At 71.7% G+C, this 22192-nt stretch carries 22 protein-coding genes and 2 pseudogenes; 12 read left to right on the top strand and 12 right to left on the bottom strand.

Going from position 1 to position 22192, the window contains the following annotated elements; translation table 11 throughout:
* Positions 1-23: 23 nt before the first annotated feature.
* Both uvrB and AB0N90_RS09660 read right to left on the bottom strand, forming a co-directional pair.
* A complete protein-coding gene (gene uvrB / locus AB0N90_RS09665) occupies positions 24-2171 on the bottom strand; it encodes an excinuclease ABC subunit UvrB (RefSeq protein WP_365194443.1) in 2148 nt (715 codons plus the stop codon).
* A 40-nt stretch (positions 2172-2211) separates the two neighbouring features.
* On the bottom strand, positions 2212-3090 hold the full coding sequence (locus AB0N90_RS09660; RefSeq protein WP_365194440.1) for an MHYT domain-containing protein: 879 nt from the start codon (positions 3088-3090) through the stop codon (positions 2212-2214).
* A gap of 296 nt (positions 3091-3386) precedes the next feature.
* Between AB0N90_RS09660 and AB0N90_RS09655 the strand changes: the two genes are divergently transcribed.
* The 4 genes from AB0N90_RS09655 to AB0N90_RS09640 all read left to right on the top strand — a co-directional run bounded on the left by AB0N90_RS09655 (position 3387) and on the right by AB0N90_RS09640 (position 6955).
* On the top strand, positions 3387-4262 hold the full coding sequence (locus tag AB0N90_RS09655; RefSeq protein ID WP_365194437.1) for a glycerophosphodiester phosphodiesterase family protein: 876 nt from the start codon (positions 3387-3389) through the stop codon (positions 4260-4262).
* Between the two features lie 93 nt (positions 4263-4355).
* Positions 4356-4910: a methylated-DNA--[protein]-cysteine S-methyltransferase gene (locus AB0N90_RS09650; RefSeq protein WP_365194436.1), complete on the top strand. Its 555-nt coding sequence runs from the start codon at positions 4356-4358 to the stop codon at positions 4908-4910.
* A 192-nt stretch (positions 4911-5102) separates the two neighbouring features.
* Positions 5103-6011, top strand: a complete 909-nt coding sequence (locus AB0N90_RS09645) for a pseudouridine-5'-phosphate glycosidase (protein ID WP_365194434.1) — start codon at positions 5103-5105, stop codon at positions 6009-6011.
* Complete coding sequence (locus AB0N90_RS09640; RefSeq protein ID WP_365194432.1) at positions 5996-6955, top strand: PfkB family carbohydrate kinase; 960 nt, start codon at positions 5996-5998, stop codon at positions 6953-6955. The genes AB0N90_RS09645 and AB0N90_RS09640 overlap by 16 nt, the downstream gene beginning before the upstream one ends.
* A 179-nt stretch (positions 6956-7134) precedes the next feature.
* Here AB0N90_RS09640 and AB0N90_RS09635 read toward each other — a convergent pair whose 3' ends face one another.
* Positions 7135-7929 carry a methyltransferase domain-containing protein gene (locus AB0N90_RS09635; protein ID WP_365194431.1) on the bottom strand — a complete coding sequence of 265 codons (795 nt, stop codon included), beginning with the start codon at positions 7927-7929 and terminating at the stop codon, positions 7135-7137.
* Between the two features lie 238 nt (positions 7930-8167).
* Here AB0N90_RS09635 and corA point away from each other — a divergent pair, with 238 nt between their 5' ends.
* Positions 8168-9295 carry a magnesium/cobalt transporter CorA gene (corA, locus tag AB0N90_RS09630; RefSeq protein WP_085564206.1) on the top strand — a complete coding sequence of 376 codons (1128 nt, stop codon included), beginning with the start codon at positions 8168-8170 and terminating at the stop codon, positions 9293-9295.
* A gap of 139 nt (positions 9296-9434) precedes the next feature.
* Here the strand turns inward: corA and AB0N90_RS09625 are convergent, their stop codons facing one another.
* Positions 9435-10067, bottom strand: coding sequence for a uridine kinase (locus AB0N90_RS09625; RefSeq protein WP_365194427.1), 633 nt, complete (start codon positions 10065-10067; stop codon positions 9435-9437).
* A gap of 244 nt (positions 10068-10311) precedes the next feature.
* Here AB0N90_RS09625 and AB0N90_RS09620 point away from each other — a divergent pair, with 244 nt between their 5' ends.
* Together AB0N90_RS09620 and AB0N90_RS09615 are read left to right on the top strand one after the other, a co-directional pair.
* Positions 10312-11010 carry a DUF2293 domain-containing protein gene (locus AB0N90_RS09620; RefSeq protein ID WP_365194425.1) on the top strand — a complete coding sequence of 233 codons (699 nt, stop codon included), beginning with the start codon at positions 10312-10314 and terminating at the stop codon, positions 11008-11010.
* Between the two features lie 242 nt (positions 11011-11252).
* Entirely contained in the window at positions 11253-12740 is a 1488-nt protein-coding gene (locus AB0N90_RS09615) for a glutamate synthase subunit beta (protein WP_365194424.1), read from the top strand.
* A 122-nt stretch (positions 12741-12862) separates the two neighbouring features.
* On the opposite strand, the gene AB0N90_RS09610 is transcribed toward AB0N90_RS09615, so the two are convergent.
* The 3 genes from AB0N90_RS09610 to AB0N90_RS09600 form a co-directional block, all read right to left on the bottom strand.
* A complete protein-coding gene (locus AB0N90_RS09610; RefSeq protein WP_365194421.1) occupies positions 12863-13672 on the bottom strand; it encodes an SAM-dependent methyltransferase in 810 nt (269 codons plus the stop codon).
* A gap of 89 nt (positions 13673-13761) precedes the next feature.
* A complete protein-coding gene (locus tag AB0N90_RS09605; RefSeq protein ID WP_037653243.1) occupies positions 13762-14016 on the bottom strand; it encodes a DUF397 domain-containing protein in 255 nt (84 codons plus the stop codon).
* Entirely contained in the window at positions 14017-14877 is an 861-nt protein-coding gene (locus tag AB0N90_RS09600) for a helix-turn-helix transcriptional regulator (protein WP_365194418.1), read from the bottom strand.
* Positions 14878-15094: 217 nt separating this feature from the next.
* On the opposite strand from AB0N90_RS09600, the pseudogene AB0N90_RS09595 reads away from it, so the two are divergent.
* Together AB0N90_RS09595 and AB0N90_RS09590 are read left to right on the top strand one after the other, a co-directional pair.
* Positions 15095-15649, top strand: a pseudogene (locus AB0N90_RS09595) (ATP-binding protein); the annotation flags it as partial.
* Between the two features lie 473 nt (positions 15650-16122).
* Entirely contained in the window at positions 16123-16521 is a 399-nt protein-coding gene (locus AB0N90_RS09590) for a hypothetical protein (protein ID WP_128793602.1), read from the top strand.
* Positions 16522-16575: 54 nt separating this feature from the next.
* On the opposite strand, the gene AB0N90_RS09585 is transcribed toward AB0N90_RS09590, so the two are convergent.
* The 3 genes and pseudogenes from AB0N90_RS09585 to AB0N90_RS09575 form a co-directional block, all read right to left on the bottom strand.
* Positions 16576-16752: a hypothetical protein gene (locus tag AB0N90_RS09585; protein ID WP_356116239.1), complete on the bottom strand. Its 177-nt coding sequence runs from the start codon at positions 16750-16752 to the stop codon at positions 16576-16578.
* 159 nt (positions 16753-16911) lie between these two features.
* Positions 16912-17429, bottom strand: a pseudogene (locus AB0N90_RS09580) (DUF899 family protein); the annotation flags it as partial.
* Between the two features lie 103 nt (positions 17430-17532).
* Positions 17533-18339, bottom strand: a complete 807-nt coding sequence (locus tag AB0N90_RS09575) for a nucleotidyltransferase domain-containing protein (RefSeq protein WP_365194415.1) — start codon at positions 18337-18339, stop codon at positions 17533-17535.
* 199 nt (positions 18340-18538) lie between these two features.
* On the opposite strand from AB0N90_RS09575, the gene AB0N90_RS09570 reads away from it, so the two are divergent.
* On the top strand, positions 18539-18988 hold the full coding sequence (locus tag AB0N90_RS09570; RefSeq protein WP_365194414.1) for a RidA family protein: 450 nt from the start codon (positions 18539-18541) through the stop codon (positions 18986-18988).
* A complete protein-coding gene (locus AB0N90_RS09565; protein ID WP_361670770.1) occupies positions 18985-19437 on the top strand; it encodes a GNAT family N-acetyltransferase in 453 nt (150 codons plus the stop codon). The genes AB0N90_RS09570 and AB0N90_RS09565 overlap by 4 nt, the downstream gene beginning before the upstream one ends.
* 63 nt (positions 19438-19500) lie before the next feature.
* Here AB0N90_RS09565 and AB0N90_RS09560 read toward each other — a convergent pair whose 3' ends face one another.
* Positions 19501-20202 (bottom strand): uracil-DNA glycosylase, encoded by a 702-nt coding sequence (locus AB0N90_RS09560; RefSeq protein WP_365194411.1) that lies wholly within the window; start codon positions 20200-20202, stop codon positions 19501-19503.
* A gap of 333 nt (positions 20203-20535) precedes the next feature.
* On the opposite strand from AB0N90_RS09560, the gene AB0N90_RS09555 reads away from it, so the two are divergent.
* Positions 20536-21156, top strand: coding sequence for an RNA-binding S4 domain-containing protein (locus tag AB0N90_RS09555; RefSeq protein WP_365194408.1), 621 nt, complete (start codon positions 20536-20538; stop codon positions 21154-21156).
* Between the two features lie 161 nt (positions 21157-21317).
* Here the strand turns inward: AB0N90_RS09555 and AB0N90_RS09550 are convergent, their stop codons facing one another.
* Positions 21318-22016: a class I SAM-dependent methyltransferase gene (locus AB0N90_RS09550; protein WP_365194406.1), complete on the bottom strand. Its 699-nt coding sequence runs from the start codon at positions 22014-22016 to the stop codon at positions 21318-21320.
* Positions 22017-22192 lie beyond the last annotated feature (176 nt).

Raw genomic sequence — 22192 nt, 5'->3', positions numbered from 1 at the left:
GAGGTCCGGCGGCGTCTCGTGGATCAGGCGATGCCGGCTTCCCGCATCTGGCGCAGCTCCTTCTTCATCTCCGAGACCTCGTCGCGCAGCCGGGCCGCGATCTCGAACTGGAGCTCCGCGGCGGCGGCCCGCATGCGCTCGGTCATCTCCTCGATCTGTTCGGCGAGTTCGGCCGCCGGACGGTCCGTCGGAACCGTGGCCGCGGCCTTGCCCTTCGCGCCCTTGGCCGCCTTGCCGCCGTTGACCGCCTTGTCGCTCAGCGCGGGCACGGGAGCCTTGGCGCTCTTGCCGTCCTTCGACTTGCGGTAGCCGCTGCCGAGAAGCTGCTCGGTGTCGACCTCCTCGCGGGCGATCTGCGCGACGATGTCATTGATCTTCTTGCGCAGCGGCTGCGGGTCGATGCCGTTGGCCTTGTTGTAGGCGATCTGCTTCTCGCGGCGGCGGTTGGTCTCGTCGATGGCGCGGTCCATCGCCGGGGTGATCTTGTCGGCGTACATATGGACCTGACCGGAGACGTTGCGCGCCGCGCGGCCGATGGTCTGGATCAGCGACGTACCGGAGCGCAGGAAGCCCTCCTTGTCGGCGTCGAGGATCGCCACCAGGGAGACCTCGGGCAGGTCGAGGCCCTCACGCAGCAGGTTGATGCCGACCAGGACGTCGTACTCACCGGCGCGCAGTTCGCGCAGCAGTTCCACACGGCGCAGGGTGTCGACGTCGCTGTGCAGATAGCGCACCTGGATGCCCAGTTCCAGGAAGTAGTCGGTGAGGTCCTCGGCCATCTTCTTGGTGAGCGTGGTGACCAGGACGCGCTCGTCCTTGTCGGTGCGCTTGCGGATCTCGTGCACCAGGTCGTCGATCTGGCCCTCGGTGGGCTTGACCACGACCTCGGGGTCGACCAGGCCGGTCGGACGGATGATCTGCTCGACGACGCCGTCGGAGCGCGACAGTTCGTAGTTTCCCGGGGTGGCCGACAGATAGACGGTCTGCCCGACGCGCTTCTGGAACTCCTCCCACTTCAGGGGCCGGTTGTCCAGGGCGGAGGGCAGGCGGAAGCCGTGCTCCACGAGGGTGCGCTTACGGGAGGCGTCGCCCTCGTACATCGCGCCGATCTGCGGGACGGTGACATGCGACTCGTCGATGACGAGCAGGAAGTCGTCCGGGAAGTAGTCGAGCAGGGTGTTGGGCGGGGAGCCGGGCAGGCGGCCGTCGAAGTGCATCGAGTAGTTCTCCACGCCGGAGCAGGTGCCGATCTGGCGGAGCATCTCGATGTCGTACGTGGTGCGCATCCGCAGCCGCTGGGCCTCCAGGAGCTTGCCCTGCTTCTCCATCTCGGCCAGGCGCTCGGCCAGCTCCTTCTCGATGTCGTTGACGGCCCGCTCCATGCGCTCGGGCCCGGCGATGTAGTGGGAGGCGGGGAAGACGTACAGCTGCTGGTCGTCGCTGATGATCTCGCCGGTGAGCGGGTGGAGCGTGGACAGCGCCTCGATCTCGTCGCCGAACATCTCGATGCGGACGGCGAGCTCCTCGTAGACCGGGAAGATCTCGATGGTGTCGCCGCGGACGCGGAAGGTGCCGCGGGTGAAGGCCAGGTCGTTGCGCGTGTACTGGATGTCGACGAAGCGGCGCAGCAGCTCGTCCCGGTCGATCTCGTCGCCGACGCGGAGGGGGACCATGCGGTCCACGTACTCCTGCGGGGTGCCCAGGCCGTAGATGCAGGACACCGAGGCGACCACGACGACGTCACGGCGGGTGAGCAGCGAGTTGGTCGCCGAGTGGCGCAGCCGCTCGACCTCCTCGTTGATCGAGGAGTCCTTCTCGATGTAGGTGTCCGACTGCGGGACGTACGCCTCGGGCTGGTAGTAGTCGTAGTACGAGACGAAGTACTCGACCGCGTTGTTCGGGAGGAGCTCGCGGAACTCGTTGGCCAGCTGGGCGGCCAGCGTCTTGTTCGGCGCCATCACCAGGGTGGGGCGCTGGAGCTTCTCGATCATCCACGCGGTGGTGGCGGACTTGCCGGTGCCGGTCGCGCCCAGCAGGACGACGTCCTTCTCGCCGGCCTTGATGCGCTTGGCCAGGTCGGCGATGGCCGTCGGCTGGTCACCGCTGGGCTGGTAGGGACTGACGACCTCGATGGGCGCCACCGTGCGTTCGATGTGGGAAACGGGCCGCATGCCATCAACCGTACGACCCCCCACTGACAACGGGTCCCGGTCAGCGGTTCTGCGGGGTGCGGGCGCGCTGCCGTACGGGCCTGCGGTCGGGGTGTCGGTGCTGGTGGGGGGCGGGTCGGGGGCCGGTGCGGGGGGCGAGGGCGGCGGCCGGGACGCCCGGGGCGGGCAGGGCGGGCGCCCGGTCGGGGTGGCGCAGGACCAGCATCGGGTCGAGGATCACGACGACCCCGGCGAGGACCAGGAGGACGAGGGGGCCGAGCAGCATGGGTACGAGCGCGGACGCGTCCGGCGTGTCGGCGGTGGTCTCGGCGGTGCCGTCGAGGCGGACGCTGAGGGCGGCCATGGCCATGTAGTGCATGCCGCTGACGGCGAGGCCCATCACGAGGCTCGCCGCCACGGTCGGCAGCAGGCCGCGGGCGCGTCCGGCGGCCCACAGGGCGGCGGTGGCGGCGGCGACCGCTATGGCGACGGAGGCGACGACTTTGGGCGTGCTGTAGGCGAAGCTTCCGTGGAAGCGCATCCCGGCCATGCCGAGGTAGTGCATCGAGGCGACGCCCAGTCCGGTGACGGTGCCGCCGGTGAAGAGCGGTGCGCCGGTGGCGCCCCGGTAGCCGACGATGAAGACTCCTACACCGACCATGAGGACGGCGAGTCCGAGGCTCGCGTAGGTGACCGGCTCGTCGTAGTGGACCGGTACCTGCTCGATGCTGAAGCCCATCATGGCGACGAAGTGCATGGTCCAGGTGCCGCAGCCGAGCGCGGCGGCACCGAGGGCCAGCCAGGCCGGCCGCCGCGCGTGTGTGACCAGCAGGGACCGGGTGATGCAGCGCAGCCCCAGGGCGCCACCGAGGCACGCCATCAGATAGGCCACCAACGGGGTGACGGCCCCGTAGCCGAAACCGTCGACCGTGCCCTGCATCCGCGGCTGCCCTTCGCCCTCGTATGTCCCGGAAACCCTGAAAATCCGCGCCGTACCAGGACCGCGCGGGCGGCCGGGGGTGTCGCAGAGAGTATGACTGCCACCGGAATGGTCGAACGACTTTCCGACAAAGAAACACGGCCTTGCCCCAGTTGTGGGGCACCGGTGAGCACCTGGAGGCGTCTTACCGCGATATGTGCCCTTCGTGCGGTCGCGTAACGTTGGCTCTCTGCTGTCACTCTGGTGCTGTCGGTCGCCGGTCCGGCGTGGGTATCCGTTCGACGCGAGGAGTATGCATGCGCGCGCGCCTGGTCGCCGTTCTGGCCGCCGTGGTCCTGGCCGTGTTGTCCGCGGTGGCCCTGGTGAGTCTCACCTCCGACGCCAAGGCGGGCGTCCGGCCGCCCCTGGTGATCGCCCACCGGGGTGCCCCCGCCCACGCTCCCGAGAACACGCTGCCCTCGATCGACGAGGCGGCGCGACTGGGCTCCACCTGGGTCGAGAACGACGTCCAGCGCACCAAGGACGGCGAACTGGTGGTCATCCACGACGACACCCTGAAGCGCACCACGAACGCCGAGAAGGTCTTCCCCGGCCGGGCGCCGTGGAAGGTGAAGGACTTCACCGCCGCCGAGATCGCCCGGCTGGACGCGGGCAGCTGGTTCTCCCCCGCCTTCGCGGGCACGCGCGTGCCGACCCTGGAGCAGTACATGCGCCGGGTCGAGCACAACCACGAGAGCCTGCTCCTGGAGGTCAAGAACCCGGAGCTGTATCCGGGCATCGAACAGCAGATCCTGAAGGTCCTCGGCAACGAGGGCTGGCTGGACCGCGGTCATCTGAAGCGGCTGGTCGTGCAGAGTTTCAGCGCGGACAGCGTGCGGACCGTCCATGAGCTGAAGCCCGCGCTGACCACGGCCTGTCTCGGGGCGCCCCCGGTCTCCCAGCTGAAGCGGTACGCGCGTTTCGTCGACCTGGTCAACCCGTCGTACGGATCGCTCAGCAAGTCGTATGTGTCGGCGGTGCACGGTGTCCGCGGGCCGCACGGCCGTCCGCTCGGGGTGTACGCCTGGACGGTGGACGACAAGGCCACCGCCCGCAAGGTCGCCGGGTACGGCGTCGACGGGATCATCAGCAGCAAGGCGGACGTGGTGCGGGCGGCGCTGGACACGAAGTGACCCCGGCCCCGACCGGGCGAGTGGGCGGGCGTGCCGAGGGCGGGCGGCAGCGGACCGGCGGGCGTTGTCAGTGGTGGGTCGTACTGTGGGCGCATGGACAGCCATGGGCAGGACGAGCAGCGGGTGGTGTGGGCCGTCGTCGAGACCGACATCGGCCCGCTGATGCTGGCGGCGACCAGGAACGGACTGGTCAACGTGGTCTTCCACGCCACCGACGCGGTGCGCGAGCGGGCGCTGGAGCGACTGGCGACCCGGTTCGGCAGCACGCCCGTGGCGGATCCGCGGGCACCGGTGCTGGTCCAGGCGATACAGCAGTTGCGGGCTTACTTCGCCGGTGCGCGGCAGGACTTCGAGCTGCCGCTGGACTGGTCGCTGATCTCCGGGTTCAACCGGCAGGTACTGCGGGAGCTGGCGTCCGGGGTGCCGTACGGCAGTGTGGTGGGGTACGGCGACCTCGCCGGCCGGGTCGGGCAGCCCGGCGGGGCACAGGCGGTCGGCGTGGCGATGGGCGCCAATCCGCTGCCGGTGGTCGTGCCGTGCCACCGGGTGGTCGAGCGTGACGGCGGCATCGGGGGTTTCGGGGGCGGTCTGGAGACCAAGCGGCAGTTGCTCGCCCTGGAGGGGGTGCTTCCCGAGCCGCTGTTCTGAGCGGCCCCGCCCTATCCGGCTCTGCACGGCCCCGCCGTATCCGGCTCTGCACGGCCCCGCCGTATCCGGCCAGGGCCGGTCGCCGTTCGGCCAGGTACGGCCGCTTCGCGCGCGGCGCCGGCCCCGGGCGTTTAGCCGTGGCCGGTGCCCGCCAGAGATACCGGCAGGGACCGGCGGACAGGAGGCGGGCACATGGTGCTGGTGGTGTCGGAAGAGGTCCGGGAGGCGATCGAGGCGCGGCGGCCGGTGGTGGCCCTGGAGTCCACGATCATCGCCCATGGTCTGCCCCGCCCGCGCAATCTGCGGGTGGCCCTGGAGCTGGAGGACGCGGTACGCGGCGAGGGCGCGGTACCGGCGACCGTCGCCGTGCTCGACGGTCGGCCACTGATCGGCCTGGACAAGGCCCAGCTGGAGCGGGTCGCCCATGACGACGGCATCCGCAAGCTGGGCCATCGCGATCTGCCGTTCGCCGTGGCGGCGCGGGCGAACGGGGCGACCACGGTGTCGGCTACCGCGCGGCTGGCCGCGCTGGCGGGCATCCGGGTCTTCGCCACCGGCGGACTGGGCGGGGTGCACCGGGAGTGGACGGTGACCCAGGACGAGTCGGCCGACCTGGGGCTGCTGGCACGGACCGGGATCACGGTGGTGTGCGCGGGCGTGAAGTCGATCCTGGACGTGCCCGCGACCCTGCAACGGCTGGAGACGCTGGGCGTGGCCGTCGCCGGGTACGGCACGGACCGGTTTCCCGGCTTCTATCTCTCCGACTCGGGACATCCGGTCGACTGGACGCTGAACGCCCCCGAGGAGGTCGCGGAGGTGATGCGTGCCCAGGACGCGCTGGGCGTGGCGGAGTCGGCGCTGATCATCGCCAATCCGGTGCCGGAGGCGGAACAGCTCGACCCCGAACTGCACGCGCGTGTACTCGACGAGGCGCTCGCCGCCTGTGCGGAGCGGGGCATCACCGGTCAGGCGGTGACCCCGTTCCTCCTCGACTACCTGGTGCGGCACACGGACGGCGCGTCGCTGCGCGCCAACCTGGCCGCGGTGCGCGGCAATGTGCGGCTGGGGGCGCGGATCGCCGCGGCGTGGGCACGGAGGTGACCGGGAGCCGCACGGGTGCGCTGCTGGTCGTGGGCGACGTCGTCACCGATGTGGTCGCCCGGCATCGGGGGCCGCTCGCGACCGGCACGGACACGGCCGCGGTGATCCGGACGCTGCCGGGCGGCGCCGGCGCCAACGTGGCCTGCTGGGCGGCCCATTCGGGCTGTGCGGACGTACGGCTGCTCGGCCGGGTCGGCGCGGACGCGGCGGCGTGGCACGAGCGGGAGCTGGTCGCGTCCGGGGTACGGCCGCTCCTGGTGACCGATCCGCAGTCGGCGACCGGGACGGTGGTGTGCCTGGTCGACGCGGGCGCGGCGGCTGAACGCACGTTCCTCACGGACAGCGGGGCGTCGCTACGGCTGGAGCCCGCGGACTGGTCGGACGCCTTGCTCGACGGGATCGCTTGGCTGCATCTGTCGGGTTATCTGCTCTTCACGGAGTCGAGCCGTGCGCTCGCGGGTACCGCGCTCGATGCCGCCCGGGCGCGGGGCGTGCCGGTCAGTATGGATCCGGCGTCGGCCGGCTTTCTGGCGGAGCTGGGGGTCGACCGGTTCCTCGCCTTCGCCAAGGGGCTGGACGCGCTGCTGCCCAGCCGTGACGAGGCATGTCTGCTGACGGGGCTGCCGGAACCGGCCGACGCGGCGGCCGAGTTGAGTCGCCTCGTCCCGCTGGTGGTGGTCAAGGCGGGGGCGGACGGGGCGCTGGTGTCCCTTGCCGGAGGTACGCCGGCGCGGGTTCCGGCCGTACCGGCGAGCGCGCGGGACACCACGGGCGCCGGTGACGCCTTCACCGGAGCTTTCCTCGCCGCCCTCCTCGCGGGCGCGGACCCGCGGGAGGCGGCGGCACGGGGGTGCCGGGCGGGCGCGCGGGCGGTGAGCCGGGTCGGCGGCAGACCACCGCACCGGGGCCGCGTGACCGAGGAGAGTGGCGCGGGGGACGGCTGAGGGAGTCGGACGGGACGACCGGGAGAGCCGTCGAGCAGAGGGGTTGAGCCGGCGTCGGTCGGGGCGGGGCGCGGGCAGGGCCGCCGTGTCAGAGGTCGGGCCGGTCGCCGCGCCGGAGGTGCTGCGGCTCGGGACCGGGGGATTCGGCTTGCGGCCCGACTCGCGCCCGGTGGCCCGGGTTACGCCTTGCGCCCCCACGCCGAGATCATCGGTGCCGTGGTCAGGTCCATGTCGCCGGTCTCGACGTTGGCGAGGTGCTGGTCGATCTCCTCGTCGGTGGCCAGGCCCGCGTCGAGGAGCCGGCCGCGGATCTGGCGGACCGTCGCGGCTTCCAGGGCGGTGCAGGCGGGCGAGGTCATGGGGAAGAAGCCGTCGGCCTCGACCTCGTGCAGTCCCGCCTCGCGGAGCAGGCGCGGCAGTCGGCGGCCGTAGGAGAGGTCGGCGCCCCGTTCGGCGAGCAGGCTGCGGAAGCCCTGGCGGAGCCGGTTGGCGAGGCGCTGTTCGGGGCCGTGCTCATCGGGGCAGGTCAGCGGCTGGAGGGCGGGGTCGGCGTCCTCGATCAGCAGTCGGCCGCCGGGCTTCAGCGCCTTGACCATGGACCTCAACGCGCGGGCGCGGTCCGGGACATGGACGAGGACGAGCCGGGCGTGGACCAGGTCGAAGCCCTCCCCCGGGGGTTCCTCGGCGCCCACGTCGTGGGTGCGGATCTCCACCGGTGGGTGGTCCATGGGGGCCAGCCGCGAGGTGTCGATGTCGGTGGCGACGACCGTGCCGTCCGGCCCCACCTTCCGCGCGAGCCAGGACACCACGGAGGTGCCGCCCGCCCCGACCTCCCAGCAGCGCCAGCCCGGCTCGATACCGAGGGCCTCGATGTGCCGGAACGTCGTGGGATCGAACAGGGTGGCGAATGCGTCGAAGCGCTCCCCCGCCTCGCGCTGCCGGTTGTCCAGGAGATACCCGTCGGATGCTGTCATGCCGCGCATCATCCCAGGTGGCGGGCGGGTACGGGTGGTCGGCTCCGCGGGCGCGGGTGATCGGTTCGGCAGGGGCGGCCGACCGATTCCTCGCGTGCGGGCGGAGGTTTTCCACAGGCGGGAACAAAGCGGAACTCCGTGTTCCCACAGGCTTGCCCGCTCTTTGCTCAGGACTGGCACACTTTCGGGCCAGGGCGCGAAAGCGTCGCACGGGGAGGATCCACGCGAGGAGATCCGGATGTCCATGGCAGGGAATCTGCGGAAGGTCACGAAGCTGGGCACGGCCGGCGGCCTGCGCAAGGTCGCACAGCTGGCCCGGCGGCGGCCGCGCGTGGATCTGAGCCATCCCGCCCGCTCGCCCCTGGGCTCCTCCGTGGTCAACTGCGTGACGTACCAGGACGGCATACGGGTACCGCAGTGCACCGATCTGCTGGAATCGGTGCGGATGGTCCGCAAGACCGGTGAGGGCTTCGTCTGGCTGGGGCTGCACGAGCCGACGGACCGCGAGTTCGCGGGCGTCGCCGAGTTGTTCGACCTGCATCCGCTCGCGGTGGAGGACGCGGTCGAGGCCCATCAGCGGCCGAAGCTGGAGCACTACGGCAACACCCTGTTCGCGGTGTTCAAGACCGTCTGCTACGTCGAGCACGAACGGCTGACGGCGACCAGCGAGGTGGTGAACACCGGCGAGATCATGGCCTTCGTCGGCGAGGACTTCGTCATCACGGTGCGACACGGCCGGCACGGCTCGCTCGGGCCGCTGCGCGAGGAGTTGGAAGCACACCCGCACCAGCTTTCCAAGGGCCCGGCCGCGGTGCTGCACGCACTCGCGGACCATGTGGTCGACGGCTATCTCAGCGTGACGGACGCGGTGCAGGCCGATATCGACCAGGTGGAGACGGAGGTGTTCTCGGAAGGGGGTGCGCGGCTCGACCCGGGGCGGATCTACCAGATGAAGCGTGAACTGCTGGAGCTGAAGCGGGCGGTGATGCCGCTGGCCCGCCCCGTGGAGGACTTGGCCACCCGGCCCCTGCGGGTCGTCGCCCCCGACATACAGGCGTACTTCCGGGATGTCCTCGACCATCTGACCCGGGCCAAGGAGCAGATAGCCGCCTTCGACGAACTGCTCAACTCCATCCTCCAGGCGCACCTCGCACAGGTGACGGTCGCGCAGAACGAGGACATGCGGAAGATCACGGCATGGGCGGCCGTGATCGCCGTACCGACCATGGTGTGCGGGGTGTACGGCATGAACTTCGACCACATGCCCGAGCTGCACTGGCGGTTCGGCTATCCGCTGGCCATGGCCGTGATGGCGGCGGCCTGCCTGGCGCTGTACCGGGGCTTCCGCCGCAACGGCTGGCTCTGAGCCGCGACGGCCGGCCCCGAACCGGCGGGCATGCAGGGCGAAGAGCGGGTGCCGGGCTACGGGCGGGTGCCGGTGGTCCGGCGCGGGCGGGGCGAGCGGCACGGGCGGCGGAGGAGGTCCGTGCGACACCCGTCGAGGGTCAGCCGCGCCAGGCGGGATGGCGTGGATCATCGGCGCGGACGAGGACGTCCGCCGTGGCCGCTGGGTCGGTCTCCGACTCGTAGCGCTCGAAGGCGGGGAGCGTCCAGTGGTCGGTTTCGGGAGTACGGCGGCGCAGGGCGGCCGGGGACAGGAGGACGTGGACGGTCAGATCGAACGGGAACCAGTGGCGCAGCAGAAGGGGGCCATGGAGCAACAGAACGCCGCCGGGCGGGAGTTGGACATAGGGGCTGCGGGTGGCGCGGTCGGTGGCCGGGTCCCACAGGTCGGGCAGGACGCGCCCGCTGCCGCCGGGGTCGAGCGGGCCGAACACCTCCCGCCACAGGGCGCCGGTGTCGAGCCAGCCGCCGTAGTACGACTCCGCGTCGCGTCGCCCGCGCTCCAGGCGCAGTGAGGCGGGGCGGAGAAAACCTTCCGCCCCGACGGCCAGCGAGGGCCGGCCGCGCACCCGGAGCGCCTCACCGACCCGTTCGGCCAGGTCACCGGGACGGGCGGCCGGGGCTCCGTCGAAGGCGACGCGCAGCCACGCGCCATCGTCGGCCGGTTCCAGCCCGGCCAGCCGGTCGGCGAGCAGTTCGGCGAGCCGGTCCCAGGTGATCGCTTCGAGTCGCACAGAGCCATGATGCCGGGTGGGTTCGGGGGAGGGGGGAGGAGGGAGGGGGAGGAGGGGGGAGGGCCCCATGCCTTAGACCAAGGAGAACCGGGGTGCCGCGAGTCGGCGAACCGGGCACCGCGACAGGGTGACCGATCTCCGAGATGCCGGACATCAGTTGGGCGAGTCGGTGCCGATGGACCCGGAAGGCGATTACGACCCTCCCAAACGGGAGCCTGCGCCACCGGCGGGGAAGAAAGGAACCATGGGAATTCCCTCAACTCCCCATCCCACCCACGGCCTTGTCGTCATCCAGCCCCTGAAGCACCAGCGCTGCGCCGCCTGCCGTCGCGGGCCGCTGTCACTCCTGGTCATGGAGAACGGCGCCCCTCGCTGCCTGGACTGCGCGGATCTCGGTCACCTGGTCCTCCTGCCGCGCGGGGACACGGCGCTGACCCGCAGGTCGCGGGAGGAGAGCGTGTTGTCGGCGGTGGTGGTGCGGTTCAACCGGCGTAAGGGCCGGTACGAGCGGCAGGGTGTGCTCGTGGAGGAGGCGGCGCTGGTCCGTGCCGAGGGGCGGTGTCTGGCGGATGCGGAGGCTCGGCGTCGGCGACGGTCGCGGGACGCGCGGCGCAGGGGGGTGGAGGACGAGCGGTTCGCGGCGGCGTTCGCGGCGGAGATCCTCAGGTTGTTCCCGGGGTGCCCGGCGGAGCGGGCGCGGGCGATCGCGGCGCATGCCTCCGTGCGGGGCAGCGGGCGGGTGGGCCGCAGTGCGGCGGGGCGGGCATTGTCCGAGGGTGCGGTGATCTCGGCTGTCGTAGCGGGCGTACGGCATACGGACACGCCGTACGACCCGCTACTGATGAGCGGGGTGTCACGGTACGAGGCCCGGCGCCGGATCGCCCCTGCCGTGGAGGGTGTGCTGTGGGCGTGGCAGGGGGCCGGGGAAGAGGAAACGGGCTGAGGACCAGCGGACCGGGGACACGGGCGGAGGGCCGGCGCCCTCGACTACAGACCGTGATCCCCCGCCTTCCCTACCTCCCCCTCCTCCCCTCCTCGCCCCCTGCTCCCCCACCCCCCTCGCCCGCCCTGCGCCACCCCCCGTGCGGACGTATCGTGGCCGGAAGGATGCCGATACGTGCCGTCCGGTGGCGTATGGCCGGTCGGGTGGCCGGTGCCGGGTGCCCGTAGGCGAGGAAGATGATCATGGCCGATCCCAAGGGGTTCATGACCACTCCGCGTCAGGAGTGGGCGCGGCGGCCCGTCGAGGAGCGGGTGCGGGACTGGGACGAGGTGTATGTGCCGGGGGCGCTGCTGCCGATCATCAGCAAGCAGGCGGACCGGTGCATGGACTGCGGGGTCCCGTTCTGCCATGAGGCCTGTCCGCTGGGCAATCTCATTCCGGAGTGGAACGACCTGGTGGCCCGGGAGGACTGGCGGGCGGCCAGCGACCGGTTGCACGCGACGAACAACTTCCCGGAGTTCACCGGCCGGTTGTGTCCTGCGCCCTGTGAGGCGGGGTGTGTGCTGGCGATCAATCAGCCGGCCGTCACCATCAAGAACGTCGAGTGTGCGATCGCCGACCGGGCCTGGGAGGAGGGGTTCGTGCCGGCGCGGCCGCCGGAGCGGTTGTCGGGGAGGACGGTCGCGGTGATCGGCTCGGGTCCGACGGGTCTCGCGGCCGCGCAGCAGTTGACGCGGGCCGGGCACACGGTCGCGGTGTACGAGAAGGACGACCGGATCGGCGGGTTGATGCGGTACGGGATCCCCTCGTTCAAGATGGAGAGGCGGCATCTGGAGCGGCGGCTGGGGCAGATGCGGGCCGAGGGGACGAGGTTTCGTACCTCGACGTCGGTGGGCCGGGATGTCGACGCGGCGGAGTTGCGGACGCGGTTCGACGCGGTGGTGCTCGCCACGGGTGCCACGGCGTGGCGGGAACTTCCGGTGCCGGGCCGGGAGTTGGAGGGGATACATCAGGCGATGCGGTATCTGCCGCTCTCCAACCGGGTGGGCGAGGGGGATCTGGCGGTGTCGCCGTTGTCGGCGGCGGGCCGGCATGTGGTGATCGTCGGTGGCGGGGACACGGGGGCGGACTGTCTGGGGACGGCGGTGCGGGAGGGCGCCGCGTCGGTGACCCAGCTGGACATCTACGCGCAGCCGGAGGCGGTGCGCGACGAGTACGCGGAGCCGTGGCCGACGTATCCGAAGATCTACCGGTTGTCGCCCGCGCACGAGGAGGCGGGTGAGCTGCGGACGGCGCCGGCGGCGCACGCGGACGCGCGGGTGTTCGCGGCGTCGACGCTGCGTTTCTCCGGTGACGAGGGCGGCCATGTGCGGGCGCTCGAACTGGTGGCGGTGGACGAGCGGCGGCAGCCGATGCGGGGGACCGAGCAGACGATCCCGGCCGACATGGTGCTGCTCGCGCTGGGGTTCTCGGGGCCGGACCGGGAGGACGGGCTGGTCGAGCAGTTGGGGCTGACGCTTGACGCGCGGGGCACGATCGCCCGGGACGTCGGTTTCGCGACCAATGTTCCGGGGGTGTTCGCGGCTGGGGACGCGGCGCGCGGGCAGTCGTTGATCGTCTGGGCGATCGCGGAGGGGCGGGCGGTGGCGGCGGCCGTCGACCGGTATCTGACGGGCAGTTCGCAGCTGCCCGCGCCGATCTCGCCCGGGGACAAGCCGATGCGGGTGTGAGTGTGAGTGGGCCGACGCGGAGGTGAGCGGGGGTGGCGTCGCGCCCGTGGACGTACGCCACCCCCACCGCCGTTGCGGCCTACGTGCTCATGACCTGCCGCCTACCTCTTACCCCTTACCGCCTACCGCTTGCGGGCCACCGCGCCGTACCCGGGGATCACCCCGTCGTCCTGGCCCGGCACCGGTTCGCCGAGTTCCGGGTGCCACTTGTGGACGATCTCGACGCCGGGGTCGACGAGTTCGAGGCCGTCGAAGAAGTGGGTGAACTCCTCGCGGGAGCGCAGGGCGATGGTGATGCCGGCGCCCTTGAGCTTGTCGGTGGCGGTGACGGAGTCCTCGGGGGTGAAGTCCGAGGTGGCGTGGGTCATCACCAGATAGCTGCCGGAGGGCAGTTCGGACAGCAGTCGGCCGACGAGCTCATGGGCGCCGTCCGCGTCCGTGATGAAGTGCAGCAGGGCGATCATGGAGAGGGCGACCGGCTGCTTCAGGGCGAGGACCTCGCGGGCGCCGGCGATGATCGCGTCCGGGTCGCGCACATCGGCCTGGAGGTACTCGGTGGCTCCCTGGGGCGTGCTGCGCAGCAGGGCGGCCGCGTGGGCGAGGACGATCGGGTCGTTGTCGCAGTAGACGACCCGGGCGTCGGGCGCGACCTCCTGGGCGACCTGGTGGAGGTTCGGTTCGGTCGGTATGCCGGTCCCGATGTCCAGGAACTGCCGTACGCCCTGCTGGGCCAGCCACCTCGTGGCGCGGTGCATGAAGGCGCGGTTGACCCGGGCCATGACCGGGACGCGGGGTTCGAGCGCCAGCATCTGGCGGCCCATTTCCTCGTCGACGGGGTAGTTGTCCTTGCCGCCGAGGTACCAGTCGTACATCCGTGCGGGATGCGGTTTGCTGGTGTCGATCTCTACGGCCGTCGGGTCCTGCCCGCTCATGCGGCACTCCGTAAACGTCTGTGGTGATGGGTAGTCAAGTCTGTTGTCAATAAGAGAAGTCGAGCAAGTAGCAACACAAGCGACACGTGTCAGGAGAGCAGGAAGTCGGCCTCCCCCGCTTTGGCTCCTTCTATGAAGGCGGTCATCTCGTCCGTGGTGTAGATCAGGGCCGGTCCGTCGGGGTCGGTGGACTGGCGTACGGCGATTCGGCCGTCGGCCAGTTTCATCGCTTCCAGGCAGTTGCCGCCGTTGCCGCCGCTCCAGGGCTTGTGCCAGCCCTCGCTGCCCAGTTCCCGTGCGGGCATGCCGTTGTAGACGCGGGCGCGCGGCTTGATGTGTTTCATTCACAGCTCCTTGCAGAGATCCCGGAGGATCTCTTTCGTGCGTTGTGCCGTGGCGGCCTGCGCCGCCATGCGGTCCATGACCTCGAGGTGGGTCGCCACCTCTGAGCGCGCGTCGAGATAGACGGCGCCGGTCAGGTACTCGCTGTAGACCATGTCCGGCAGTTCTGACATGGCGAATCGGAACAGCACGAAGGGCCCGTACGTCCCCGGGTGCGGGCCGTTCTCGAACGGGGCGACCTGGAGCGTCACGTTCGGCAGGCTCGCGGCCTCGATGAGCCGTTCGAGCTGGGCGTGCATCACCTCGGGGCCGCCGACGGGGCGGCGCAGGGCGGTCTCGTCCATCACGGCCCAGAACCGGGGTGCGTCGGGGCGGTGGAGGAGTTCCTGGCGCCGCATGCGCAGCGCGACATGGCGCTCGATGTCGTCCGGGCTGGTCTCGCCGATCGCCCCGGACCTGAGCACTCCGCGCGCGTAGTCCTCGGTCTGGAGGAGGCCGGGGACGAAGTGCGGCTCGTAGGAGCGGATGAGGCTCGCGGCGCCCTCCAGGCTGACGTACATGGAGAACCAGCCCGGCAGGATGTCGTGGAAACGCTGCCACCATCCGGGGCGGTTGGCCTCCTCGGCCAGCTGGACGAAGGCTTCGGCCTCCTCGTCGGGGACGCCGTACGCCTTCAGCAGCAGCTGGAGGTACGGAATCTTGAGGGCGACCTCGGCCATCTCCATGCGGCGGACGGTCGCGGGGGCGACGCGCAGTACCCGGGCGGCGTCCTCGCGCTTCAGTCCGACGCGTTCCCGCAGGTCCAGCAGGCGCCGTCCGAGGACCACCTGACCCACCGTCGGCGCGGACCGCGGTTCGCTCACGCTCCCACCTCCACCGAAAGCCTTCTCCCAAAGGAACCCTGACAGCCGTGCGGCGCCGTTCGAAGACTCACTCGGAGATCGGGGCGGACCTCCGATGGACCCAATTGGCGCCGCTCGACGTGCTGTTGCGAGCAGTGTGCCACGGCGCCTGACCGAGTCACACTGCACTCTGCAATTTTCAGAGTGACTCTTGCCAAGTGTCCGCGGCGGGGCGATAGTGGCAGGCGTGATTCCGTCCGCGCCTTTAGGAACAGACGCCGCCGCAGACCGTGCCGGTCGCGGCGCCACAGCGGCGACGGCCCTTCGGGGTGTCGCCGCCGTCGAGCGCCGGTTCCGCTTCGAGCTGGCCGCGCATCCGGGTTCCGTGGCCCGGGCGCGGCGCCTGGCGCATGCCCGGCTGACCGGCTGGTCGGTGTGCGCGGACACCTGTGACAGCGCGGCTCTGGTGATATCGGAGCTGGTCACCAACGCGATCGTGCACACCGCGAGCACACGGGTCGTGTGCGAGCTGCACGACCGCGACGACCTGGTGCGCATCGCCGTGCGTGACGAGGGCTGCGCCCCCGGCGAGCCCCACCCGTCCCCACAGCGCCCCGACGAGGAGCACGGGAGGGGGTTGCTCCTCGTCGAGGCGCTGTGCCGGTCCTGGGGCGCGCAGGAGCACGGTTCCGGGCTGCTGGTCTGGGCGGAGCTGGCTCGCCGGGGCGAGGTGCCTCCGGGATGTGCCGAGCCGCGCGACGATCTGGGCTGGGGTGCCGCCCGTCCCAAGCCGGACCGGCCGGACGGCTCCGACGGCGACGAACCGGCCGAGGGTCCCAGCATGGGACACGGCTCGGGCCGTGGTCCGGGCCTCGGCCTGGGTCTCGGTTCAGGTCTCGGTCCGGGGCTCGGTTCAGGTCTCGGTTCGGATCACGACAAGGGCCACGGCCCGGACCACGGTATGGACGGTGACATGGGTACCGACCGACTCTGGGGCACTCTCGAACAGCCCGTGCACCGGGTGCCGGCGCAGCATCCTCCGCACGAGGCGTCCGGCCGGCCCCCGCTGCGGGCCCCGGAGCACCGGTGGCACGGGGCGCAGGAGCGGTACGGCGCACCGGACCGCCGTTCGCACAGAGCGCCGGAGCCGCGGCTCTGGGAGCGGCCGTGACCGGCGCGACGGGCCGGGGGCGGCACGACGCCCGGGGTTCCGGCAGGCGTCTCGACGTCCGTTCCGAGGCCGCCGGGTCCGAGCGGGCGATGGGGATGGGGATGGACACGCTGGTACGGCTCCAGCGCCGCCGCCCGGCCGCGCAGCCGCTGCACCGGCTCCAGGTGCCGGAGGGCATGACGGTGCCGCTGGGCTGTGACGCCGTGGGCGTACCCGACCGGCTCGGGCCGCTCGTCGTGTCGCGGCTGCCGCGACTGGGTTGTGTGTACGCCGACGACGCCTACTGGTGGTGGATCGTCCCGTCGGACTCCGACTACGCCCTGCCGTGGCCGGCGCCCGCCCAGTACGCTCCGGGCGCCCTGGTCAGGGGTACCGCGCGGCTGATCCACCGGCCCGGGGGCACGGCGCCGTACACCCCGCCGATCCCCCTCTACCTGGCGCTGTGCCGGGCGACCGGCACAACTCCGGACTGGTCGCGCACCATCACCGCGTAGGGCCCCTGCCCTCGGGCAAGACCCGGTAAGGCCCGTCGTCGCGCCGCGCGGGCCTCATTCGATCGTCTCGCGCCCCCGCACGATCACCAGGAACGTGTCCGTCGCGAGGTCCATGACGACCTCCGCGGGCAGGCCCTCCAGACGTCGCGCGTGCGCGAACTCCTCCGCGGGCCACGATCCGCGCGGGCCACCGGCGGGAAAGCGTTCGAGCACCGTTCGCCCGTTCACCATCGCGCACCTCCACAAAGCGTCGTCCTGCCTGGAGTTAACGCGCTGGAGGGGTCGAACGCCTCGCCCGGTGACCCGACTGAGACATACCTGACACGATTCCGGCACAGATCGTGATGATTCGGTCATCGATCGGCGCGAAATGTGCCGTATGGGCCAGAAGTCGTACTCGTCGTGCAGGCGGAGCGCCTCGCTGCCGGCGGGGCGGCGGCCGAGGGCGGTCAGGTCGAGGAGGGCGGCGGTGGCTCCCAGTTCGTCTTGAAGTCGCCCGGCGCCGAGGAGTACCAGGGCACCGTCCAGCCCATCCGCGCCTTGAACGGCAGGATGCGGGTGAACGGCGCCCGGGAGACCGCGGCGAACGAGGTGTCCCGGGCGCGCAGATGGGCGAGGTGGCCGACCTGGTCCAGGAAAGCGGCGCAGCACGGGCAGCCGCTCACCCGTTCGGGGGCGAACATGAAGTGGTGGACGACGAGTTGGGAACGCCCCTCGAAGAGGTCGAGCAGGGTGGCCTTGCCGTCGCCGCCCTCGAAGAGGTATCCGGGGTCGACCTCGACCATGGGCAGCCGCCGCCGCTCGGCGCCCAGTGCCTCGCGCTCCCGCCTGACCGACTCCTCCCGGCGGCGCAACTCCTCGCGCGCGGCGCGCCATTGCTCGCGCGAGACGATCTCCGGTAGCGACATGGGTCCTCCTGTGCGACGGTCGGTTCGGGGTGGTGACCGGCGGCGGACACGGAATTCATCGCCCAGGCGCGGAATTTCTCCGGTGGGTTTACGACGGCGCCGTTCACCAAGTCGGCGGCAGGGCCCCGTCGATGATCTCCTCGGCCCTGGTGACGGCCTCGACCAGGGCGTCGGGGGTGGCCCGCAGTCGGCCCGTCACCTCGTCGAACTCCCGCAGTCCGGCCCGCTCCAGCAGCCGCTTCTCATTGGTGACCCACTCGCCGCGAGCCGCGAGGACCGCGTGGGCCGCCTGGGCCGCGGCGGTGGCGAGGGCACCGGCGGTCTCGGTGAGGCGGCCCTTGCTGGCGTGGTTGGCCTTGGCGTAGCCGAGGGTGGCGCGGGCGGTGCCGCCCCAGTGCTCGGCGGCGGTACGGCGCAGCGGCTCCGGATAGCCGGCCGGGCGGGGCAGTTCGCCGCGGAGCACCTGGTTGAGGGCGAGCTCGGCGACGATCAGATAGGTGGGGATGCCGGCGAGATGGAACAGCAGCGGCTCCACCCGGAACCGCCCCTGCTCCGCCTCGGTCAACTCGTGTTCCACGACGTCCAGATCGCGGTAGTGCACATCGACGCGGCGCCCGTCGACGGTCAGCCAGGCGCCGCCGTTGAAGACGCCGCCGCCCCAGCCGCCGACCTCGCTCACCTCGCCGGGCCAGCCGAGGGCACGCAGGTCGGCGGGGTCGAAGGGGCCGCGGTAGTAGACCGCCAGGTCCCAGTCGCTGTCCGGGCGGTGGGTGCCCTGGGCGCGGGAGCCGCCGAGGGCCACCGCGTGGACGGCGGGAAGCGCGGCCAGCCGGTCGGCGGTGGCGGAGAGGAAGTCGGCGTCGGGGAGGCGGTCGGGGCCGGGGCGGGCGTCCGGGTCGGGATGAGGCATGGGGCCAGCCTGCGTCATGGTCCGCCGGGTTCGCTCGCGGGTTTTCCTCCGCGCCCCTTGTCCGTACCCCCTGTCCGTACCCCTTGTCCGCGTGTCCCTTGTCCGTGTCCCTTGCCGCGCCCGGAAATTGGGGTGCGCGCGCGTCCGGCGGGGGCCGATGATCGGGAGATTGTCCGCTGACCGTCGTAGGAGCAGCTCCATGATCCAGCGTGTCACCGTTCCGACTCTTTTCCCGCCGCCCACCTACTCCCATGCCTCCGTCGTGGAGGCGGGCACGAAGCTGGCGTTCCTCGCCGGATCGGTGCCCCTCGATGAGCGCGGTGAGATCGTCGGACCGGGCGATCCGGTCCGTCAGGCCCGGCAGGTGATCGCCAACCTGCGGGAGCAACTGCGCGCCGTGGGCAGCGACCTGGCGCATGTGCTCAGCACGGAGGTGTACGTCGTGAGCGCCGAACCCGCGACGCTGTCCGCGGTCTGGGAGGTCGTGGAGGACTCGGGGCTGAGCAAGGGCCCGCATTCCTCCACCCTGCTCGGGGTCGCCTGCCTCGGATACACCGGTCAGCTGGTGGAGATCACGGCGACGGCGGAGGTACCGGACGCCGGGACGGCCGCGGGCGAGGACCGGAAGGACGCGGGGGTACGACGATGACCGGCGTCCTCCTCCGGCGGGCGCGGGCCGCCGACGCGCGGGCCGCCGCCGATGTCTGGCTGCGTTCCTTCGCCGCCGCCCTGCCCACGGTCGTCCGGCCGCGCACCGACGACGACGTCCGCGACTACTTCCGGGACGTCGTCGTGCCGTTGCGGGAGACCTGGGTGGCGGAGGAGGACGGCGGGCGGATCATCGGGGTGATGGTGCTCGACGGCGAACTGCTGTCCCAGCTCTACCTGGAACCGGACCGGCGGGGGCAGGGCCTCGGGGACCGGTTCGTCGCGTTGGCCAAGGAACGCAGCCCCGACGGGCTGACCCTGTGGACCTTCCAGGTCAACAGGCCCGCGCACCGCTTCTACGAACGCCACGGCTTCCTCGTCGCCGAGTCCACCGACGGCGGCGGCAACGAGGAGCGGGAGCCGGATGTGCGGTACGTCTGGCGGCCCTGAACGCCGGGCACCGACGGGTACCGACGGGTCACGGCGCACCGCGGCGCCCGGTGCCGGGGCGGTTCAGGACACCGGCAGCCCGGCCGTTCGCGCCGCCGTGCCCAGTACCTCGCGCAGCATCTCCGGCGTGAGCTTGCCGGTGAAGGTGTTGCGCTGGCTGACATGGAAGCAGCCGAAGAGGTCCAGGCCGTCGAGGGTGACGCGGGTGCCGTGGCCGAAGGCCGGACGGGGGCGGGGCACCGTCCAGCCCGCCTCGGTGAACGCGGGCAGTGCGGCCTGCCAGCCGAAGGCACCGAGGACCACGGCGGCCCGCAGTGTCGGGCGCAGCAGCCCCAGCTCCTGGACCAGCCAGGGACGGCAGGTGTCGCGCTCACCGGGGGTCGGCTTGTTGGCGGGCGGCGCGCAGTGCACCGGGGAGGTGACCCGGACCCCGTACAGTTCCAGGCCGTCGTCGATGTGGACCGAGGTGGGCCGGTTGGCGAGCCCGAGGTCGTACAGCGTCTGGTACAGCACATCGCCGGAGCGGTCGCCGGTGAACATGCGTCCGGTGCGGTTGCCGCCGTGCGCGGCCGGGGCCAGGCCGATGATCAGCAGCCGGGCGTCGGCGGGACCGAAGCCGGGTACCGGGCGGCCCCAGTACGTCCAGTCCGCGAAGGCGGCGCGCTTGGTCCGCGCCACCTCCTCGCGCCACTCCACCAGCCGGGGGCAGGCCCGGCAGCCCGTGACCCGCCGGTCCAACCGGGCAAGGGAGCTGCTGTCGTCCATGGTGTCACCGTATGCCCAGGTCGCCGCCCCCCATGTCCACAACCTGGCCTCCCCGCACCGGCCTCCCACACCGATCCCTCCGACACCGACCGTCCCCACACCGATCCCTCCGACACCGACCGTCCCCACACCGATCCCTCCGACACCGACCGTCCCCACACCGATCCCTCCGCACACCGGCCCTCCCCACACCGATCCCTCCGCACACCGGCCCTCCGCGAGTCAGCCCCACCGCGCCCTCCCTCCGGACCGGCACCCCCTCCTCCTGCGGCCTTCGGCCCGTCTCCGGAAAACCTGTCCAGGTCATCCGGCCCCTGGCGTTAGGGTCGGGACATGGCTTCCGAGGATGCGGACGAGAACGTGAACCGGGGCACCGAAGGGCCGGCCGGGACGGGGCCCGCCCAGGGTGCCGAGAGCGCCGGTGCCTCGGCCGACGGCCCGGTGGACCCCGAGGCGGAACCCACGGTGAACCCGGCGGTGGACCCCGAGGTCGCCGCCGCGGTCGCCGCCGCCCGGGCAGCGGGGCCCGGCAATGGTGAGACGGTCCGGATCGACAGCTGGATCTGGGCCGTACGGCTGATCAAGACACGTTCCCAGGGCGCCACCGCCTGCCGTGGCGGGCATGTGCATGTGAACGGTGAGCGGGTGAAGCCGGCCTACTCGCTACGGGTCGGCGACGAGGTCCGCCTGCGGAACGAGGGCCGGGAGCGGATCGTGATCGTCAAGCGCCTCATCCGCAAGCGGGTCGGTGCGCCCGTGGCCGTGCAGTGCTACATCGACAACTCCCCTCCCCCGCCGCCCCGCGAGACCGTCGCCCCCGCCGGGATCCGTGACCGGGGCACCGGCCGCCCCACCAAGCGCGACCGCCGGGACATGGAACGCCTGCGTGGCCTCACACCGCCGGGATTCAGCGGCGGCATGAGCGGTCCGGAGGGCCGGCCCAGGGGACGGTGACGGGCAACGCCGGGCGCACCGCACCCGCCTAGGGCGTCCGCACCGCACCGGTCCACAGCGTCCGCCGCATCGCATCCGGCCACAGCGTCCACGTCACACCCACCGCGTCTCCCTGACGCCCGTCGTGCCCCCCTTGGGCGCCCACCGCGCCCGCTCGGCACCTACCGCGCAAGCCGCACGGCCCGTACCCACATCCCGTCCGTCGTCAGGTACTTGTCCACCTCCAGTCCCGCCTCCGCCAGTGCCGATTCGAACTGTTCCTTCGTCAGGGGCCTGGAGACGAAGGTCTGGGTCCAGGTGCCGTCCGGAAAGTCGTACTCGACATGGACGGAGTCCACTCCGTCGCCGACAGGGGTCACCGAGGCGACGCGGACCGTGAAGCCGGCCGGGTCGATCCGTTCTCTCGGTACATCGGTGTGGTAGCCCGCGCCCTCTCGCTGGATGAGCACGCAGCCGCCGTCGGCCACATGGCGGGCGCAGGTGTGCAGCAGGCCCCGGCGCACCTCCTCGTCACCGGCGTGGACCAGGAACGAGGCGAGCAGCACCACGTCGAACTTCTCGCCGTCCAGGTCCAGTTCCTCGATCGGGGCGCATATGGTGCGTGCCCCGTGGATCCGGGCGAGCATGTCCGCGGACTCGTCCACCGCGGTGACCGCGAAGCCGCGTTCCAGCAGCGGGTGGGTCATCCGGCCCACTCCGCTGCCCAGTTCCAGGATGTGCGTCCCGGCCGGTACCGCCGCGGCGATGATGTCCGGCTCCGGTCCGATCGGCAGCCGCGTGTAGACCTCCACCGCGCAGCCGTCCGGGGTGATCGCACCCGTGCCTGTGCCCTCGTATCCCTCACGCATCTCGACCGTCATGCCCGAAGAACGGCCCGTCGCCGCCCTCCCGTTCCCGTTCGACCACGGTTCATCCGTTCGAGCGATTCGCCGCGGAACGGGAACTCGCGGAACCGGGAACGAGCGGAATGGCGGAAAGGAAGCCGACCGAGCGAGACCCGGGCGGCGCGGGAACCGGCAGCGCGAGAACCAGCGGC

The sequence above is a fragment of the Streptomyces sp. NPDC093018 genome, from assembly GCF_040684035.1.
Taxonomy (GTDB): domain Bacteria; phylum Actinomycetota; class Actinomycetes; order Streptomycetales; family Streptomycetaceae; genus Streptomyces; species Streptomyces murinus.
The sequence above is the reverse complement of the archived record's forward strand: the minus strand, read 5'-3'. Positions and strand labels throughout refer to the sequence as shown.

Excerpts from the sequence above, each read along its gene's own strand:
- uvrB (WP_365194443.1), bottom strand. The coding sequence starts at position 2,171 with ATGCGGCCCGTTTCCCACATCGAACGCACGGTGGCGCCCATCGAGGTC.
- AB0N90_RS09660 (WP_365194440.1), bottom strand. The coding sequence starts at position 3,090 with ATGCAGGGCACGGTCGACGGTTTCGGCTACGGGGCCGTCACCCCGTTG.
- AB0N90_RS09655 (WP_365194437.1), top strand. The coding sequence starts at position 3,387 with ATGCGCGCGCGCCTGGTCGCCGTTCTGGCCGCCGTGGTCCTGGCCGTG.
- AB0N90_RS09650 (WP_365194436.1), top strand. The coding sequence starts at position 4,356 with ATGGACAGCCATGGGCAGGACGAGCAGCGGGTGGTGTGGGCCGTCGTC.
- AB0N90_RS09645 (WP_365194434.1), top strand. The coding sequence starts at position 5,103 with ATGGTGCTGGTGGTGTCGGAAGAGGTCCGGGAGGCGATCGAGGCGCGG.
- AB0N90_RS09635 (WP_365194431.1), bottom strand. The coding sequence starts at position 7,929 with ATGACAGCATCCGACGGGTATCTCCTGGACAACCGGCAGCGCGAGGCG.
- corA (WP_085564206.1), top strand. The coding sequence starts at position 8,168 with ATGTCCATGGCAGGGAATCTGCGGAAGGTCACGAAGCTGGGCACGGCC.
- AB0N90_RS09620 (WP_365194425.1), top strand. The coding sequence starts at position 10,312 with ATGGGAATTCCCTCAACTCCCCATCCCACCCACGGCCTTGTCGTCATC.
- AB0N90_RS09615 (WP_365194424.1), top strand. The coding sequence starts at position 11,253 with ATGGCCGATCCCAAGGGGTTCATGACCACTCCGCGTCAGGAGTGGGCG.
- AB0N90_RS09610 (WP_365194421.1), bottom strand. The coding sequence starts at position 13,672 with ATGAGCGGGCAGGACCCGACGGCCGTAGAGATCGACACCAGCAAACCG.
- AB0N90_RS09605 (WP_037653243.1), bottom strand. The coding sequence starts at position 14,016 with ATGAAACACATCAAGCCGCGCGCCCGCGTCTACAACGGCATGCCCGCA.
- AB0N90_RS09590 (WP_128793602.1), top strand. The coding sequence starts at position 16,123 with ATGGGGATGGACACGCTGGTACGGCTCCAGCGCCGCCGCCCGGCCGCG.
- AB0N90_RS09585 (WP_356116239.1), bottom strand. The coding sequence starts at position 16,752 with ATGGTGAACGGGCGAACGGTGCTCGAACGCTTTCCCGCCGGTGGCCCG.
- AB0N90_RS09575 (WP_365194415.1), bottom strand. The coding sequence starts at position 18,339 with ATGCCTCATCCCGACCCGGACGCCCGCCCCGGCCCCGACCGCCTCCCC.
- AB0N90_RS09570 (WP_365194414.1), top strand. The coding sequence starts at position 18,539 with ATGATCCAGCGTGTCACCGTTCCGACTCTTTTCCCGCCGCCCACCTAC.
- AB0N90_RS09565 (WP_361670770.1), top strand. The coding sequence starts at position 18,985 with ATGACCGGCGTCCTCCTCCGGCGGGCGCGGGCCGCCGACGCGCGGGCC.
- AB0N90_RS09560 (WP_365194411.1), bottom strand. The coding sequence starts at position 20,202 with ATGGACGACAGCAGCTCCCTTGCCCGGTTGGACCGGCGGGTCACGGGC.
- AB0N90_RS09555 (WP_365194408.1), top strand. The coding sequence starts at position 20,536 with ATGGCTTCCGAGGATGCGGACGAGAACGTGAACCGGGGCACCGAAGGG.
- AB0N90_RS09550 (WP_365194406.1), bottom strand. The coding sequence starts at position 22,016 with ATGACGGTCGAGATGCGTGAGGGATACGAGGGCACAGGCACGGGTGCG.